Origin of the sequence: Thalassobaculum sp. (assembly GCF_040219615.1) — a bacterium.
GTDB lineage: Bacteria > Pseudomonadota > Alphaproteobacteria > Thalassobaculales > Thalassobaculaceae > Thalassobaculum_A.
Genome location: NZ_JAVJSE010000013.1, coordinates 123465 through 141081, shown reverse-complemented (window position 1 = coordinate 141081; position 17617 = coordinate 123465). Strand labels below are relative to the sequence as shown.

Sequence of the window (17617 nt, the reverse complement as noted above, 5' to 3'; positions counted from 1 at the left end):
GTTGCGACCGTTCCCGAAGGATTCCAGCCATGTACATCCCACCCGCCTTCCGGCTCGACGACCGCGCCGCCGCCCTCGAGGTGATGCGCGGCAACCCGTTCGCCCTGCTGGTGGTGGCGACCGGCCGCGGCGAGCTCGAGATCACCCATCTGCCGATCCTGGTGGACGCCGCCGGCGATGCCCTGGCGCTGCGCGGCCACGTCTCGAAGGCCAACCCGGCGGCCGGGCTGATCGCCGGCTCGTCGGCCGCCGACCCGGTGCGCGCGACCGTGGTGTTCTCCGGCGCGCATTCCTACGTGTCGCCGGACTGGTACCAGGCCGAGAACCAGGTCCCGACCTGGAACTACCTGGCGGTCCACGCCGCCGGGGCGCTCGAGCCTGTCGACGACCCGGCCGAGGTCGAGCGCCTTCTGGCGGACCTGTCGGCCGAACACGAGGCGGCCCTGGCCCCGAAGCGGCCCTGGACCCTGGGCAAGATGGCGCCGGGCACGGCCGGGCGGATGATGAAGGGCATCACCGCCTTCCGGCTGACGGTCGACCGGCTCGAGGCCAAGGCCAAGCTGTCGCAGAACAAGGGCGAGGCGGACCGCGGCGGGGTGACGGCGGCGCTCGACGCCCTGGCCCGGCCGGATACCGTGGAGACCGCCGCCTGGATGCGCCGGCTCGGCGGGTAGCCGACGGCGGCGGACGGGCATTGCGGTCCCGGAAGGACGATTGGAGGCTGCGGTGAACCTGCTCGTGAACATCGACGTCGGCGACCTCGCCGCTGCCGAGGCATTCTACACCGCCGCCTTCGGCCTGCGCGCCGGCCGGAGGCTTGGCGACGGGGTCGTCGAGCTGCTCGGCGCGTCCAGCCCGATCTATCTGCTGCACCAGCCGGCCGGCAGCGCGCCGGCCCCGGGCGCGGCCGGCCGCGACTACGCCCGGCACTGGACGCCGGTGCATCTCGACTTCGTGGTCGACGACGTCGACGAGACCGTCGGCCGGGCGGTGGCGGCCGGGGCGGTGCTCGAGGGCGGGCCGACGACGCATGGCTGGGGCCGGATCGCCCATCTGGCCGATCCCTGGGGCCACGGCCTCTGCGTGCTGCGGTTCTCCGCGCGCGGCTACGACGCGCTTGCGACCGGCTGAGGCGGCGACGCCAGCGCATCCTCGATTACCGCGGCGATCGCGTCGGGGGCCAGGGCCGGCGCCATGTGGCCGAGGCCGGGCAGCGTCTGCAGCCGGGCGTCCGGCAGCCGGCCGGCCACCCGCTCCGCCAGCCGGGCCGCCAGCGGCGGCGATCGGTCGCCGTGCAGCACCCGGGCCGGCGTCGTGACGGTCGCCCAGAAGCCGGCCGGTATCGCCCGCCCGGCGACCGCGTCGGTCTCCTTCGCCAGCCGGCCGGCGTCGGCCAGCAGCCGTTCGCGCAGCCTCGGCGCCAGGTCGGCCCAGGGCGCCTCGTTCCAGGCCTCGATGAAGGCCCCGAGCTCGGCCTCCGGCGCGCCGCGCTCGACCCCGGCGCCGATGCCCCGGATCATCGCCCGCTCGGCGGCGCCGAGTTCCCGGTCCTCGGGGTCGTCGTCGTGCAGGGCGGCATGCACGATCGGCTCGAACAGCACCAGCGCCGCCAGGTCGTCGCGGCCGCCGGCCGCCAGCAGCGCGGTGATCCCGCCCATCGAGTGGCCGAACAGGACGCTGCGGCCGTCGCCGCCGGACCCGAGCGCCCAGCGCGCCACTGCCAGGTGGGCGTCGACCGGGTCGGTCGCCCCGGTCACGCGGGTGCCGCCGTAGCCGTGCAGCGCCGGCGCCACGATCCGCCGGCCCGGCCGCAGCAGCCGCTCGGCCAGCGGCCCGAAGCCCCAGGGCCCGGCCGCCAGGGCGTGCAGCAGGACGATCAGCCGGTCGCCGGTCCCCCATTCCAGCGCCTCGACGGCACCGAACTCGGTCTCGTGCAGGGTCATCGCGGCTCCCGCACGACGATCACCGCGTCGCCCGGCGGCTCGGCATACAGCGCCGCCACCGCGTCGGCCCGGCGCTCCAGCGCGCCGCGCTGGTTGACATAGCCCTTGTCGGTGATCTCGCCGGCCTCGACGTCGGGCGGCTCGGCCAGCAGCAGGGCGCGGGCGACGGCGGTGCTGGAGGCCGGGTTGGCGGCGTTGTGGGCGGCCAGGCCGTCGCGCACGGCGGCGCGCACCGCCGGGTGGGCGAGCACGGCGGCCGGGTCGGTGCCGGCCGGCAGCCCGGCCAGCCGGGCGCACTCGCCGAGGTTCGGGAACACCAGGATCGCCACCGCGTCGCGGTCGTGGCCGGCGACCACCACGTCCTGGGCGACCGGGGCGCAGGCGGCGACGGCGGCGACCCTGAGGGTGCCGGCGGCTACCCAGGTCCCGGTCAGCAGCTTGAAGTCCTCGGCCAGCCGGCCGTCGAACAGCAGGCCGGCTTCCGGGCGCCGGGGGTCGGCGAGCCGGACCGCGTCGCCGCTCTGCCAGAAGCCCTCGGCGTCGAACGCCTCGGCGGTGCGGTCCGGGTCGTTCAGGTAGCCGGGGGTGATGTGCGGGCCGCGCAGGCCGATCGACAGCTTGCCCGCCTCCGGCCGCAGCAGCACCTCGGTGCCCGGCACCGGCACGCCGATGACGCCGGCGCGGTCCGTCGGGAAATGCGGCGCCACCGCCAGCGGCGCGGTCTCGGTCGAGCCGTATCCGGTGGTCAGGGCCGGCCGCCGCCCGGTCGCCGCCAGCCCCAGCGCCTCCAGCCGTGCCCACAGGCTCTGCGGCAGGCTGGCGCCGCCGTAGAACAGCAGGTCGAGATCGCCGAAGAACCGGTCGCGCAGCGCCCGGTCGGCCTCCAGATGCGGCAGCAGGGCGTCGTAGCCGCGCGGGACATTGAGATAGAGGGTCGGCGACACCAGCCGAAGGTTGTCGACGGTGCGGCCGATCCCCGACGGCACCGGCCGGCCGTCGTCGATATGCAGGGTGCCGCCGCGGGCCAGCGCCAGGTTCAGGTTGTGGTTGCCGCCGAAGGTATGGCTCCACGGCATCCAGTCGACCAGCACCGGCGGCCGGCGGGTCAGGAACGGCCAGATCTGCGCCAGCATCTGCTGGTTGGCGCACAGCATGCGGTGGGTGTTGACCACGCCCTTCGGCCCGCCGGTCGAGCCGGAGGTGAACAGCACCTTGGCCACGGTGTCCGGCCCGATCCCGGCGAGCCGGGCGTCGACCGCCGCGGTCTCCGGCGTCGCCGCCAGGGTCGCGACCGCCCCGGGGTCCAGGACCGGCACCTCGCCGTCCAGGCCGAGGCCGGCGACGGCGCGGCGGTAGCGCTCCGGGTCGCCGGCGTAGACCGCGCGCGGCCGGACCTTGGCCGCCACCGCCCGCAGCCGGTCGAACTCGCCGGAACCCTGGGCATAGGCCGTGGAGACCGGGCAGACCGGCAGGCCGGCATACAGCGCGCCGAACTGCAGCAGCGCGTGGTCGATCGCGTTGTCGGAGATCACCAGAACCGGGTCGCCGGCCGCCAGGCCGCGGTCGACCAGGGCCTGGGCGAGGCCGCGCGCGCGGCCGCGCATTTCGCCGAAAGTGATCGTCCGCCAGCCGTCGCCGTCGCGCTCGGCCAGGAACACCCGGTCCGGATGGGCGGCGGCCCGCTCCTCGAGATGGTGGCACAGGGTCGGCGGATAGCGGTCGAGCGGGGTGCGCGACCACAGCCGGATGCTGCCGTCCGGCCGATCCTCGCGGGCGATGTCGGGTGTCGCGAACAGGCCGTGCACCGGCCACCTCCCTGATCCGGAACCGGTGACGGCTGGCATTCAGCCCGCCCGGTCCCATTTTTCCATGAAGCTACCGGCCCGGCCCGGCGTTGTCCAAGCATGGGGCCGCCGGTATGCTGCGGCGATCGTGAAGCGAGGAGATCGAGCATGGCGCGACGCAACTGGGCGGTCCGGCTGGTGTCGTTCGTGGTGGTGTTCCCGATCACCGTGCTGGTGATCCTGTTCGCGGTGTCCAACCTGGACGCGGTGCCGATCCGGCTGTGGCCGATTCCCGGGAGCCTCGAGGTGTCGCTGTCGCTGGTGGTGCTGCCGGCGCTGGGGATCGGCCTGCTGATCGGCGAGGTTATTGCCTGGACCGGCGAACTGGGGCACAAGCGGCGCGCGGATCGGGCAGAGAAGCGCGCCGAGGACCTCGAGCGCGAGATCGCCGTGATGCGTATCCGCGAGGAGGAGATCCGGGCCCGCGCCGTGCCGGCGGAGCGCCGCCCGGCCCTGGTCGACCGGCGCCCGGGGAAGGCCGCATGACGCAAGCTCTCAGAAGACCCGAAGCCGGGATCCAGCCCAAGGACCGGATCCTGGTCGGCATCGACACGCCGGACCGCGGCGTCGCCATCGGCCTCGCCGAGCGGCTGGGCGACGCGGTCGGCGGCATCAAGCTCGGCATGGAGTTCTTCAACGCCCAGGGCCCGGACGGCATCCGCGCCGTCGCCGGCGGCCGGCCGCTGTTCCTGGACCTGAAGTACCACGACATCCCCAACACCGTGGCCGGGGCGGTGCGCTCGGCGGTCGCCGCCTGCCGGCCGATGATCATCAACATTCACGCCGCCGGCGGCCCCGCCATGATGCGCGCGGCGGTCGCGGCCAACCGCGAGACCGCGGATGCCGAGGGCATCGCGCGTCCGAAGCTGATCGCCGTCACCGTGCTGACCAGCCTGGACGACGCCGACCTCGAGGCGGTCGGCCAGCGCGGCCCGTCGGGCGAGCAGGCACTGCGGCTGGCCCGGCTGGCCCAGGACGCCGGCTGCGACGGGGTGGTGTGCTCGCCGCTGGAGATCGCGGCGATCCGGGCCGCCTGCGGGCCGGGCTTCGCGCTGGTGGTGCCGGGCATCCGGCCGGCCGGCAGCGGCGACGACGACCAGAAGCGGGTGACGACACCGGGCCGCGCGGTGGCCGCCGGGGCCGACTGGGTGGTGATCGGCCGGCCGCTCACCCAGGCCGCCGATCCGGTCGCAGCCGCCCGGGCGATCGCCGCCGACATCGCCGAGACGGCCGGACAGGGCGACCGGTGACCGGCGTCCTCGTCAAGATCTGCGGGCTGAACGACCCGGCGGCGGTGCGGGCCGCCGCCGAGGCCGGGGCCGACATGGTCGGCTTCATGTTCTATCCGAGGAGCCCGCGCGCGGTGACCCCGGCGCGCGCGGCCGAACTGGCGCGCGGGCTGCCGGCAGGCATCGTCCGGGTGGCGGTGCTGGTCGATCCCGACGACGCGCTGGTCGACGCGGTGACGGCGACCGGCGTGATCGACCTGCTGCAGCTGCACGGCCGCGAGACGCCGGAACGGATACTAGCCCTGAAGGCGCGCACCGGGCTGCCGGTCATGAAGGTGCTGCCGGTTGCCGACCGGGCGGACGTCGAGGCCGCCGCCGCCTATGACGGGGTCGTCGACCGCATCATGTTCGACGCCAGGCCGCCCAAGGACATGGCCGGCGCGCTGCCGGGCGGCAACGCGCTGTCCTTCGACTGGCGGCTGCTGGTGGGGCTGCGCCTGGCGACGCCCTGGACCCTGGCGGGTGGGTTGACGGTGGAGAACGTCGCCGAGGCCGTCCGCCTGACCGGCGCCGGTTCGGTCGACACCTCGTCCGGGGTCGAGGACCGGCCGGGGGTCAAGAGCCCGGATAAGATCCGGGCCTTCGTGGCGGCGGCGAAGGCCGCAGGCCCGGAGGCGGCCCAGGGGGACGTCGGGGGCCGGGCGACCCTTGCGCCGTCCGCCGCCCGGCCTTAAGACCGGGGCGGGACACCGAATCGCGAACGAGAGGGCTTCCATGGCCGCCACGGCCCAACCCAACAGCCTGCGCGCCGGCCCGGACATCGACGGGCATTTCGGCATTTTCGGCGGGCGCTACGTCGCCGAGACCTTGATGCCGCTGATCCTCAGCGTCGAGAAGGCGTATGAGGAAGCCAAGGCCGATCCGGCGTTCCAGCGCGACATCCAGTACTACCACACCCACTACATCGGCCGGCCGAGCCCGCTGTATTTCGCCGAGCGCCTGACCGATCACTTCGGCGGCGCGAAGCTGTACTTCAAGCGCGACGAGCTGAACCACACCGGCGCGCACAAGATCAACAACGTGATGGGCCAGGCGCTGCTCGCAAGGCGCATGGGCAAGTCCAAGATCATCGCCGAGACCGGCGCCGGCCAGCACGGCGTGGCGACCGCCACCGCCTGCGCGCTGTTCGGCATGGAGTGCGAGGTCTTCATGGGCGCGGAGGACGTCGAGCGCCAGAAGCCGAACGTCGACCGCATGCGCCTGCTCGGCGCCAAGGTGCACCCGGTGACGTCCGGCTCGGGCACCCTGAAGGACGCCATGAACGAGGCCCTGCGCTACTGGGTCTCCAAGGCCGAGACGCATTTCTACATCATCGGCACGGTTGCCGGCCCGCACCCCTATCCGGCGATGGTCCGCGACTTCCAGTCGATCATCGGGGTCGAAGTGAAGAGCCAGATGATGGCCGCCGAGGGCCGGCTGCCGGACACCCTGGTGGCCTGCATCGGCGGCGGCTCCAACGCCATGGGCCTGTTCCACCCGTTCCTGGACGACGTCGACGTCGAGATCATCGGGGTCGAGGCCGGCGGCCTGGGGCTCGACAGCGGCAAGCACGCGGCCTCGCTGAACGGCGGCCGGCCGGGCGTGCTGCACGGCAACCGTACCTATCTCCTGCAGGACGACGACGGCCAGATCACCGAGGCGCATTCGATCTCGGCCGGCCTCGACTATCCCGGCATCGGGCCCGAGCATTCCTGGCTGAACGACATCGGCCGGGTGAAATACGTGGCCGCCACCGACGAGGACGCGCTGCGCGCCTTCGCGCTGTGCACCCGCAAGGAGGGCATCATCCCGGCGCTCGAGCCGAGCCACGCGCTGGCCCATGTCGGCACCTTCATCGGCGACCGGCCGAAGGACCAGATCGTGGTGATGAACCTGTGCGGCCGCGGCGACAAGGACATGGACGCGGTCATGCCGAAGCTCGAGAAGATGGGGCTGCTGTGAGCGACGCGGTGGGCAAGGCGGCAACGGGGCGCGCGGGCGTGTCGCGCATCGATGCGAAGTTCGCGGCCCTCAGGGCCGAGGGCCGTGGCGCGCTCGGAATCTTCGTCAGCGCCGGCGACCCGGACTTCGACACCGGGCTGGCTATCCTGAAGGGCCTGCCGGGCGCCGGCGCCGACATGATCGAGTTCGGGATGCCGTTCACCGACCCGATGGCCGACGGCCCGGCGGTCCAGGAATCGAGCCAGCGCGCCCTGAAGGCCGGCATGACCCTGAAGGGCGTGCTGGAGATGGTGCGGGCGTTCCGCGTCGATGACCGGGACACCCCGCTGGTCCTGATGGGCTACTACAACCCGATCTACAGCTACGGCGTCGACCGCTTCGTCGCCGACGCCCTGGCGTCGGGGGTCGACGGCCTGATCGTCGTCGACCTGCCGCCGGAGGAGGACCGCGAGCTGTGCCTGCCGGCGCTGTCCAAGGGCCTCGGCTTCATCCGCCTCGCGACCCCGACCACCGACGACCGGCGGCTGCCGACGGTGCTGAAGAACACCGCGGGCTTCGTCTACTACGTCTCGATCATGGGTATCACCGGCACCGCCGCGGTGCCGACCGACCTGGTGACCAGGGCGGTCGAGCGGCTGAAGCGCCACACCGACATTCCGGTCTGCGTCGGCTTCGGCATCACCACGCCGGAGCAGGCGGCCGGGGTCGCGCGCTGCGCCGACGGCGCCATCGTCGGCACGGCGGTCGTGAACACCATCAAGGCGTCGCTGGATTCCCAGGGCCGGGCGACCGGCACCACGGTGTCCGACACCCTCGGCTTCGTGCGCGGCCTGGCCGACGGCGTGCGCGGGGCACGACGCTAGGGAGTTCCGAGATGAACTGGATCACCAACACGGTCCTGCCGAAGATCCAGGCGCTGGTGCGCCGCGAGGTGCCGGACAACCTCTGGCACAAATGCGTGGCCTGCGGGCAGATGATCTTCCACCGCGACCTGGAGCAGAACCTCCATGTCTGCCCGGAATGCGGCCATCACCTGCGGATCGGCCCGGTCGACCGCCTGAAGATCCTGTTCGACGACGCGAAGTACGAGACCATCGAGCTGCCGCGCCCGGCGGTCGACCCGCTGAAGTTCCGCGACAGCAAGCGCTATTCCGACCGGCTACGCGAGGCCCAGGCCAAGACCGGCCGCGGCGACGCCATGGTGGTGGCGCACGGCACGGTCGGCGGGGTCGGCGCGGTCGCCGCGGTGTTCGACTTCGGCTTCATGGGCGGCTCCATGGGCGCCGGCGTCGGCGACGCCCTGGTGCGCGCGGCCCGGCTGGCCGAGACCCAGAGCGCGGCGCTGGTGGTGTTCCCGTCCTCGGGCGGGGCCCGCATGCAGGAGGGCATCCTGTCGCTCATGCAGATGCCGCGCACCGTGGCGGCGGTCGAGCGCCTCAAGGAGAAGGGCCTGCCCTTCGTGGTGGTGCTGACCGACCCGACCACCGGCGGCGTCACCGCGTCCTTCGCCATGCTCGGCGACATCCACCTGGCCGAGCCGGGCTCGATCATCGGCTTCGCCGGGCAGCGGGTGATCCAGGAGACCATCCGCGAGCAGCTGCCCGACGGCTTCCAGAAGGCCGAGTACCTGCTGGAGCATGGCATGGTCGACGCGGTGGTGCCGCGCAAGGAGCTGCGGGCCACCCTGGGGCGGATCCTGGCGCTGCTGATGCGCCCCGGGCCGACCGCGCAGATCGTCGCGCTGCCGCAGCCCGAACTGGAGATCCCGGACAAGGCGGCGGCCGGCAAGCCCGCCGTCGCCGACCCGGCCGCCGCGACCGACAAGGGGGCGCCCGCCGGCAAGGACGGCGGGAAAACGACGGACCGCGTCGCCGGCGCACCTGCACCCAAGGGCGATTCCCGCTAGCTTTCCAGCGTCCGGCCGGCACGACGCCGGCCCCTGACCGGAGGATCCTCCGATCGTCATACCGTTGTCAGTGGCGCCCGAGACCATCCTGGAGCGCCTGCTCCGCCTGCATCCGAAGGCGATCGACCTGTCGCTCGGCCGGATGCAGCGCATGCTGGACGCGCTGGGCAACCCGGAGCGCGCCCTGCCGCCGGTGATCCACGTCGCCGGAACCAACGGCAAGGGCTCGACCTGCGCCTATCTGCGCGCCGTGCTGGAGGCCGCCGGCCACCGGGTGCATGCCTACACCTCGCCGCATCTGGTGCGCTTCAACGAGCGCATCGTGCTGGCCGGCCGCGAGATCGACGACCCGGCGTTCGCGGCGATCCTCGAGGAATGCGAGGCGCGCAACGGCGGCGTGCCGATCACCCTGTTCGAGATCACGACCGCCGCCGCCCTGCTGGCGTTCTCCCGCACCCCGGCCGACGCGCTGGTGCTGGAGGTCGGCCTCGGCGGCCGGTTCGACGCCACCAACGTGGTCGAGCGCCCGATCGCCACCGCGATCGCGCCGGTGTCGATCGACCACCAGCAGTATCTCGGCGACACGTTGGAGCAGATCGCCTTCGAGAAGGCCGGCATCCTGAAGCCGGGCGTGCCGGGGATCGTCGGCATCCAGGACCCCAGGGCGCTGGCGGTGATCGAGGCGCGCGCCGCCGCGGTCGGGGCCCCGCTGGTTCGCTGGGGACGCGAGTTCAGCGCCCGGTCCGAGGGCGAGCGGCTGGTGTTCGAGATGGACGGGGTGCGCGAGACCCTGCCGCGCCCGGCGCTGCCAGGCGCCCACCAGCTCGGCAACGCCGCCCTGGCACTGGCGGTGGCGCGCTCCGTCGCCGGCGTGCTGGGCAACGGCGCCGTCGACCGCGCCCGCGGCCTCGAGCGGGCGGTCTGGCCGGCCCGGCTGCAGCGCCTGGCCCGCGGCCCGCTGCTGGGCCGCCTGCGGTCCGACTGGTCGCTGTGGCTGGACGGCGGCCACAACGAGGACGCCGGCCGGGTGATCGCCGAGCATGTCGCCGGCTGGCGCCGTGCCGCCCCCGGCGCGCCGGTCCACCTGGTGCTCGGCATGCTCAACACCAAGGATCCGCGCGGTTATCTCCGGCATTTCGCCGGGCTGGTCGACAGCGTCGCCACCGTGACGATTCCCGGCGAACAGGCCTCGCTGAGCGCCGAGGACCTGGCCGCGGCGGCCGGCGATGCCGGCGTGCCGGCCGCGACCGCCGCCAGCGTGGCCGAGGCGGTCAGCCGTGCCGGCGCCGACCCGCGCGCCGGGGGCAGGGTGCTGGTCGCCGGCTCGCTGTATCTCGCCGGCAAGGTGCTGGCGGATCACGGATAGCGCGCCCGTCGCTCCGTCTACGGGGTTCACACATCTCGCGGCGGCGGGTGGGTTCCGGATGCGTCCCGCCGGGACGGCGGTACGGTCCGGAATGACGATGGGAAAGGGTGCCGCTTGCCTTCTTCCGTCATTCCGGACGAGACGGTCCGCTTGAGCGGACCGGATCGAGCCGGAACCCACGCAGCGACCGGCGCCGGAAACAAAAACGGCCTCGCCGAAGCGAGGCCGTAAGCGTCGCACACACGCTTATGGGATCAGATCGACGACTCGATCCAGGCTTTGAGGTCGCCCTTCGGGAGTGCGCCGATCTTCATGGCGGCCACCTGGCCGTCCTTGAACAGCATCAGGGTCGGGATGCCCCGGACCCCGTAGGCTGCGGGAGTCTTGGGGTTGTCGTCGATGTTGACCTTGGCGACCGTGACCTTGTCGCCGAGCTCGCTCGAGATCTCCTCCAACGCGGGGGCGATCATTTTGCAGGGCCCGCACCACTCCGCCCAGAAGTCGACGACCACGGGCTTGTCTGACTTCAGCACGTCGTCATCGAATGAGCCGTCGGAAACCGGGACCGTCGCCATCGAGTGTTCCTCTCTCAGATGCGTTCCGGGCGAATCTAGGAACGGGAAGGTGGGGGGTCAAGCATCGCCGCGTTTCGGCCCGCAAGCCGGCCGCAGCCCTAGGGTATCGGAAGCTCCATCAACCGCGGGCCGTCGGTCCACACCAGCGCACAGCGAATCTCTCGTGACGGATAAAGGTCGGCGAGCAGCATCCGGTAGGTGCCCATCTGGCGCCGGTATGCTTCCGGGACGGCATCGACATCGGCAGGGGCCGGCCGGTTGGTCTTGAAATCCACCACCAGGACCGCGTCGGTGGTGACCGCCAGCCGGTCGATCCGGCCGGACACCACCTCGGGCCCGTCCGGCCCGGATATCACCCCGACCACCGGCACCTCGGCCCGCGACCCGGCCGCGAAGGCGGCGGCGAAGGCCGGGTCGTCGAGCACCGCCAGGGCCTCGGCCAGCCAGGCCTCGGCGGTCTCGGGGTCGAGGCCGTGGACCGGCCGGGCCAGGAACCGCCGCCCGGCCGCGGCACGCTGTCCGGGAGCCAGGTCCGGCAGGGTCTGCAGCAGCCGGTGCAGGATCAGCCCGCGCTTGAACCGCCGGCCGTCGTCGGCGTCCAGCGGCGAGCGCACCGGCGGCTCCTCGCCGGCCGGGCGCGACGGGGCCAGCGGGCGCGGCGGGCTCGGCTCCGGCACCGCCGACGGCCGGGTCGCCCATTCCGGCAGGGGCGGCGGGGCAGGCTCGGCGGCCTCGGCCTCGGCCCCGGCGGCGGCCGTCTGCGCGGTCTCCAGCACCAGCAGCGGCGGCGCCGCCGGGTCGGCCGGGTCGGGCCGGTCCTCGGCCAGCGGCGCCACCGCACGGTGGATCAGCTCGTACCAGTTGCCGGCGGTCGCCGCCTTGCGGCCGTTCCAGCCGCACACCACCAGCCGGTCCTCGGCCCGGGTCATGGCGACGTAGAGCAGTCGGCGGTACTCCTGGTCCTGGCGCCGCCGGGCCTCGGCACGGGCCGCCGCCGACACCTCGTCGGCCTCGCGCGACGACGCGGTCCACAGCGGGATCTCGGTGCCGTCGCCGGCGGCGTGCCACAGCCACTGGTCCTGCAGTCGCGGCACCCGCAGGGTGTCGGGCAGCACCACGATCGGCGCCTGCAGCCCCTTGGCACCGTGCACGGTCATCACCCGGACGGTGCCGCCGGCGCCCTCCAGCTCGCGCTTGACCTCGAAGTCGCCGGCCGCCAGCCAGTGCAGGAAGCCCTGCAGCGACGGCGTGCTCTCGCGCTCGTAGGCCAGCGCCTGGGCCAGCAGTTCGTCGATCGCATCCTCGGCCTCCGGGCCGAGCCGGCGGACCAGCCGCTCGCGGCCGCCGCGCGCCAGCACCCGCTGGAAGAAGTCGTGCGGCGGCACCCGGTCGGCCAGCCGCAGCCAGTCGCCGAGCCGGCGGCGGGCCTCGGCGAAGGCGCCGCCCTCGGCCGCGCGCCGCTGCAGCTCGCGCCATACCCGCGGCTGGGCCCGGCCCTGGCACAGGTCGTAGAGCTGGTCCTCGGTCAGCCCGACCAGCGGGCCCTTCAGCACCGTCGCCAGGGTCAGGTCGTCCTCCGGCAGCAGCACGGCGCGGCCGAGCGCCACCAGGTCCTTGACCGCCATCTGGTCGGTCAGCACCAGCCGGTCGACCCCGGCGACCGGCACCCCGGCCTTCTTGAGTGCGGCGACCAGCTCGTGGACGAACGCCCCGCGGCGCTGCACCAGCACCAGCACGTCGCCGGGCTGCACGGTCCGGCCGCGCGCCGCCAGCAGCTCGGTCCCGATCCAGCCCCCGATGCGTTCGGCGATGCGCTGGGCCAGCCGGGCCCGCGGCTCGTCGGCGCCGCGACGCTCGACCGGGGGTGTCCAGGGCGCGCTCGGCTCGGCCTCCACCGGGTCGACCGGCGGCCAGACCTCGACCCGGCCGGCATGGCCGCTGCGCACCGCGTTGTGGACGATCGGGACGGCGCCGCCGTCGGCCTCGATTTCGGCGACCCCGTCGCGGGCCTCCGGCAGCGCGAAAACCGCGTCGACCGCCTGCAGCACCGCGTCGGTCGAGCGGAACGACTGCTCCAGCGGGACCCGGCGGAACAGCTTGCCGGCGTCGGCCACCCGGGTCGCGAAATGCCCGCGCGCCGCCCCGAAGCCGGCCGGGTCGGCGCCCTGGAAGCTGTAGATCGACTGCTTGACGTCGCCGACCGCGAAGATCGTGCGCTCGACCTTCGGGTGCCGGGCCCCCGAGTGGCGAGATTCGTGCGCGCCGGTCCCGGCGAAGAACTCCTCGGCCAGCGCCCGCACGATGTCCCATTGCGCCGGGCTGGTGTCCTGCGCCTCGTCGATCAGCACGTGGTCGAGGCCGCCGTCGAGCTTGAACAGCACCCAGGCCGCCACCCCGGGCCGGCGCAGCAGGCTGCGGGCGCGCTCCACCAGGTCCTCGTAGTCGAGCTCGGCCCGGCGCGCCTTGGCGGCCTCGTAGGCGGCGATCACCGCGGCCGCCAGGGTCACCAGGGCCGCGGTCCGGGTCGCCGTCGCCAGCGCCCGCAGCACCGCCTCGACCGCGACCAGCCGCTCGGCCTCGGCCGCCAGGGCGTCGCCGGCGCCGGCGTCGAAGCCGAGCGCGCCCTTGGTGGCCAGGGTCTTGCGGGGCCGGCCGTCGGTGGCGGTCAGGAACACGCCGCGATAGTCCTCCCAGGCCGCCGCCCGGCGCTCCGGGTCTCCTAGGGCCAGCCAGTCGGCAAGCACGGTGCCGCGCTCGATGTCGGTCTTCGAGCCGTGCGCCAGCGCCTCGGCGGCCCGGCGCAGGGCCGGAGCGTCGACGGCGCCGTCCCGGCAGGCGGCGAGCAGCAGGTCGCGGTCGCTCTGCCCCGGCTCGACCCCGAGCCGGGCGTGGATGGCGGCGGCCATGCCGTCGACCCCGCCGGTCGCCGCCAGGGCCGCCGTCAGCCGGGTGCGGGCCGCCAGGGCGGCGCGCATCAGGTCGCGGAACTGCTCCTGGCCGGCCTTCTCGGTCACCGTGCCGAGCGCGTCCGCCAGGGCCGGGTCGCCGCCGGAATGGGCGCGCGCCAGCACCGCCGCCTCGGCCTCGGCCAGCAGCACCGCGCTGGCCCGGTCGTCGGCCAGCCGGAAATGCGGCGGCACCCCGGCCTCCAGCGGGAACCTGCCGAGCAGCGACTGCGCGAAGGCGTGGATGGTCTGGATCTTCAGCCCGCCCGGCGCGTCCAGCACCTCGGCGAACAGCCGGCGGGCCTTGGCCAGGCGGGCCCGGCTCGGCACCGCGCCGGACAGCCCGGCCAGGTCGTCGACCAGCTTCGGCTCCGGCACCACGGTCCAGGCGGCCAGCCGGGTCTGCAGCCGGGTCGCCATCTCGGCCGCCGCCGCCTTGGTGTAGGTCAGGCACAGCAGCCGCTCGGGCGAGGCGCCGTCCAGCAGCAGGTTCAGCAGCCGGTCGGTCAGCACCTTGGTCTTGCCGGACCCGGCCGACGCCGCCACCCAGGCCGACGCCGCCGGGTCGGCCGCCTGGCGCTGCCGCTCGCCGGCGAGCGCGATGACGCTGGCGTCGGTCATGACGGAGGCTCCCGGCGATGGAACGGCGGGTGGGTCCCGACTCTTCGCGGCTGCGCCGCTGCGGCCGGGATGACGTCAGCAGAAAATACAGTCGTCATCCCGGTCCGATGTGCCGCAGGCAGACCGGAACCGGGACCCACGGTGCGACGGGCGATGGGGAGGTGCACCGTCATCACCCGTCCTCCTCGCCGGCGGCCCACTCGCCGATCCGGGCGAGGTGCTCGTAGTCGTTGAAGCGCGGCCGGCGGGCGGCGTCCGGGACCGCGTGGTAGGGGGTCGCCGGGTCGTCGAAGGTGGCGACCAGGTCGCGCAGCCCGGCCTCGGCCTCGGCCACCAGGTCGGCGACGCCGTCCGCGACCTCGTCGATCCGGCCGGGCGGCTCGCCGCCGCCGACCCGCCAGTAGGCGAGCGACGACACCGGCGCCGTCGGCAGGCCCGGGAAGCCGCCGCGCTCCAGCATCAGCGCCTCCAGCGGCAGCTGCGGCGCCGAACCGCTCTTCAGCTCGCCCTTGCTCGGGTTGCCGCCGGTCTTGTAGTCGACGATGGCGTAGCTGCCGTCGGCCAGCCGGTCGATCCGGTCGGCGATGCCGGTCACCACGAACGGGCCGGCCGGGCCGTCGAGCGTCAGCTCGCCGTGCTGTTCGGTGGCGGTCGCCGACAGCGACCTGCGGCGCTCGCGCTCGACCTCGACGAACCAGGCGGCGACCCGCTCGAAGCGCGGCCACCAGAACGCCTGCACGCCGGGCCGGTCGAGATGCCCGGCGAAGCTCGCGCGACCGAACTCCAGCAGCCGCGCCAGCGGGTCCGGCGGCAGGTCGCGGGGCCAGGCCCGCACGAAGGCGTCCAGCGCCTTGTGGATGGCGTCGCCGCGCTCGGCCGCCGACGGGTCGGTGTCCAGGTCGTCGAGCCGGCGCAGCCGCAGGATCTGCGAGGCGTAGATCGAGTAGGGGTCGCGCAGCCAGGTCTCGATCCGGGTCACCGACAGCCGGCGCGGCCGCCTGTCGACCGGCGGGCGGGGCAGCGGGGCGGCGCCGGGCTCGGTGCGGTCCGGCCGGTCGAGCCGGCCGTGCCACAGCGCCGGCACCGGGTCCGGCCGGAACCGCTCGTCGGCGCCCAGTGCCCGGGCCACGGTGTCGAGCCGCAGCAGCCAGCGCGACGGCACCGTCGGCGTGCCCTCGACCCGGGTCGAGCGGGTCAGCACGGCCTCCGGCGCGCCCAGCGCCATGGTGACGTCGTGGGCGGCGAGGCCGATCCGGCGCTCCAGGGCCGGCAGGCCGAAGTCGCGGCGCATCGGCCGGCTCATCCACGGGTCCGGCGCCGGCTCGGCCGGCCAGGTGCCCTCGTTCAGGCCGCCCAGCACCACGCGGTCGAAGCGCTGCAGCCGGGCCTCCAGCGCGCCCAGGATGTGCAGCCGCGGATGGGCGCCCCAGCGCGGCCGCACCGCGCGGCCCTCCAGCAGCGCCTCGAACAGACCGGGCCAGCTGCGGCCGGGGATCGCGTCCAGTACCTCGAGGGCGTCGCGAAGCTCGTCGAACAGCCGGGCCAGGGCCTCGCCGGCGTCGCCGCGCCACAGCCGGTCGGCGCCGGACTCCTCGGCGCTGGCGGCCAGTGCCTCGGCGGCCCGGGCGTGGGCGGCGGCGACCTCGGCGGCCGGCACCGACGGTTCGGCCAGCAGCGCCAGCAGCGGGTCGAGCCGGGCGTCCAGGTCGTCCAGCCAGACCAGCAGGCCGGCGCGTTCGTCGGCCAGTTTGTCCTCCAGCCCGGCGACCGCCCGGCGCAGCCCGTCGATGCCGGGGCCCGGGCGCGGACCGCGCAGCACCCGCCGCTCCAGCCGTCGGACCAGCCGCAGGAAGGAATCGCGGGACCGCCCGCCGGCCGCCAGAGGGTGCTTCAGCGCGGCCAGCAGCGGCACCGGGGCGGCCTGCCCGGCGGCCAGGTCGGCGACCAGCCGCAGGAACGCCGCCGGCGCGCTCTCGGCCAGCGGCCGGCCGGCGGAGTCGTCGACGGTCAGCTCCCAGCGCTCCAGCTCGCTCGCCACCCGGCGGGCCAGGCCGCGATCCGGGGTGACCAGGGCGGCGGTGCGGCCCGGGGTCTCCAGCACCTCGCGCATCAGCAGGGCTATCGCCCCGGCCTCCTCGCGCGGGCCGGGGGCGTCGATCCGCCGGATACCGTCGAAGGCGGATCCGTCCAGGCCGGGGTCGGCACCGGTCGCCAGCGCCCGCCAGGCCTCGGTGGTGGCGGCCGGCCGCATGGCCTCGCGCAGCATGGCGGCGCGGCCCGGGGCGGCCACCGGCAGGCCGGCGGCGCCGGGCCAGGGCGCGACATCCCCGCGCTCGACGCCGAGGCCGGCCAGCAGCCGGTGCATGCCGTGCTGCGGATGCGCCGGGTCGCCACCGACCGCCGCCCAGGCGTCGGCGTCGGACTCCAGGTCCAGCCCCGGCAGCACCAGGGCGCCGCACGGCAGCCCGAGCACCGCCCGCATCAGCCCGGCGGTCGCCGGCACCGAACCGGTGGAGCCGGCGATCACCACCGGGTCGGCCGGCGGCGCCGCCTGCCAGGCCGCGGCCCGGGCCTGCATCAGGGCGTCGCGCCGGGTCACCGGGTCGACCGCGCCCTGTTCGATCAGCCATTGCGGCCAGATCTCGGTGACGATCGACAGGAATCGCAGGGTCAGTCCCCAGTGCTCGGCATAGTCGGCCGGCACGATGTCGGCCAGCCGCTCGAAGCCGAGGCCCTCGGCCTGCACCTGGTCGATCAGCCGGGCCAGCGCCGCGGCCAGCCGGGCGGCCTGCTCGGGCGAGCGCGGGGCAGCCACCCCGTCGTCCTCCAGCCGGTCGGCATAGGCCAGCACCAGCCGGGCCAGCAGCAACTGGCGGCGCAGCGGCGGGATCGCCGGCGGCAGGTCGAGGGCGGCCGCCACCCCGGCGTCGTCGCCATGCGCCAGGTCGAGGTCCTGGTCGTCGACGTCGGCCAGCGCCTGCAGGGCCGGCAGCAGCATCGGCCGGCCGTCGCCGAGCCGCAGGAACGCCTCGGCCGCCGAGCGGGCGGCGCGCTGGGTCGGCAGCAGCACGGTGGCGCGCGACAGGGCGATCGGGTCGCGGCCGCTGGCGTCCCACAGCCCCGCCGCCAGCGCGTCCAGGAACGGCGCGCCGACCGGGATGCTGTAGACGCGGCCGCCCTGCATGAC

General features: G+C 74.6%; 13 protein-coding genes and 1 pseudogene. 9 read left to right on the top strand and 5 right to left on the bottom strand.

What is annotated here, in order from left to right; translation table 11 throughout:
- Nucleotides 1-29: 29 nt before the first annotated feature.
- Nucleotides 30-674 carry an FMN-binding negative transcriptional regulator gene (locus RIC31_RS08240; RefSeq protein ID WP_350105044.1) on the top strand — a complete coding sequence of 215 codons (645 nt, stop codon included), beginning with the start codon at nt 30-32 and terminating at the stop codon, nt 672-674.
- 52 nt (nt 675-726) lie between these two features.
- Nucleotides 727-1131 carry a VOC family protein gene (locus RIC31_RS08235; protein ID WP_350105042.1) on the top strand — a complete coding sequence of 135 codons (405 nt, stop codon included), beginning with the start codon at nt 727-729 and terminating at the stop codon, nt 1129-1131.
- Here RIC31_RS08235 and RIC31_RS08230 read toward each other — a convergent pair.
- On the bottom strand, nt 1107-1943 hold the full coding sequence (locus RIC31_RS08230) for an alpha/beta fold hydrolase (protein WP_350105040.1): 837 nt from the start codon (nt 1941-1943) through the stop codon (nt 1107-1109). The two genes, RIC31_RS08235 and RIC31_RS08230, sit on opposite strands and share 25 nt — an antisense overlap.
- The gene (locus tag RIC31_RS08225; RefSeq protein ID WP_350105038.1) at nt 1940-3748 is read right to left on the bottom strand and encodes a feruloyl-CoA synthase; all 1809 of its coding nucleotides are present in this window, start codon (nt 3746-3748) and stop codon (nt 1940-1942) included. The genes RIC31_RS08230 and RIC31_RS08225 overlap by 4 nt, the downstream gene beginning before the upstream one ends.
- A gap of 147 nt (nt 3749-3895) precedes the next feature.
- Here RIC31_RS08225 and RIC31_RS08220 point away from each other — a divergent pair, with 147 nt between their 5' ends.
- From RIC31_RS08220 to RIC31_RS08190, 7 genes and pseudogenes are all read left to right on the top strand, one after another.
- Nucleotides 3896-4273, top strand: coding sequence for a LapA family protein (locus RIC31_RS08220; RefSeq protein ID WP_350105036.1), 378 nt, complete (start codon nt 3896-3898; stop codon nt 4271-4273).
- The gene (gene pyrF, locus RIC31_RS08215; RefSeq protein ID WP_350105034.1) at nt 4270-5037 is read left to right on the top strand and encodes an orotidine-5'-phosphate decarboxylase; all 768 of its coding nucleotides are present in this window, start codon (nt 4270-4272) and stop codon (nt 5035-5037) included. Before RIC31_RS08220 ends, pyrF begins: the two co-directional genes overlap by 4 nt.
- Nucleotides 5034-5681, top strand: a pseudogene (locus RIC31_RS08210) (phosphoribosylanthranilate isomerase); the annotation flags it as partial. The gene pyrF and the pseudogene RIC31_RS08210, both read left to right, overlap by 4 nt.
- Before the next feature lie 109 nt (nt 5682-5790).
- Nucleotides 5791-7017, top strand: a complete 1227-nt coding sequence (trpB, locus tag RIC31_RS08205; RefSeq protein WP_350105029.1) for a tryptophan synthase subunit beta — start codon at nt 5791-5793, stop codon at nt 7015-7017.
- Nucleotides 7018-7055: 38 nt separating this feature from the next.
- A complete protein-coding gene (gene trpA / locus RIC31_RS08200; RefSeq protein ID WP_350105027.1) occupies nt 7056-7880 on the top strand; it encodes a tryptophan synthase subunit alpha in 825 nt (274 codons plus the stop codon).
- Between the two features lie 11 nt (nt 7881-7891).
- Complete coding sequence (gene accD, locus RIC31_RS08195) at nt 7892-8923, top strand: acetyl-CoA carboxylase, carboxyltransferase subunit beta (protein WP_350105025.1); 1032 nt, start codon at nt 7892-7894, stop codon at nt 8921-8923.
- Between the two features lie 70 nt (nt 8924-8993).
- Nucleotides 8994-10289: a bifunctional folylpolyglutamate synthase/dihydrofolate synthase gene (locus RIC31_RS08190; RefSeq protein WP_350105712.1), complete on the top strand. Its 1296-nt coding sequence runs from the start codon at nt 8994-8996 to the stop codon at nt 10287-10289.
- Between the two features lie 254 nt (nt 10290-10543).
- Here RIC31_RS08190 and trxA read toward each other — a convergent pair whose 3' ends face one another.
- From trxA to addB, 3 genes are all read right to left on the bottom strand, one after another.
- A complete protein-coding gene (trxA, locus tag RIC31_RS08185; protein ID WP_189987229.1) occupies nt 10544-10864 on the bottom strand; it encodes a thioredoxin TrxA in 321 nt (106 codons plus the stop codon).
- Nucleotides 10865-10962: 98 nt separating this feature from the next.
- Nucleotides 10963-14430, bottom strand: coding sequence for a double-strand break repair helicase AddA (addA, locus tag RIC31_RS08180; RefSeq protein ID WP_350105022.1), 3468 nt, complete (start codon nt 14428-14430; stop codon nt 10963-10965).
- Nucleotides 14431-14602: 172 nt separating this feature from the next.
- Nucleotides 14603-17614, bottom strand: coding sequence for a double-strand break repair protein AddB (gene addB, locus RIC31_RS08175; protein WP_350105020.1), 3012 nt, complete (start codon nt 17612-17614; stop codon nt 14603-14605).
- Nucleotides 17615-17617: the final 3 nt, after the last annotated feature.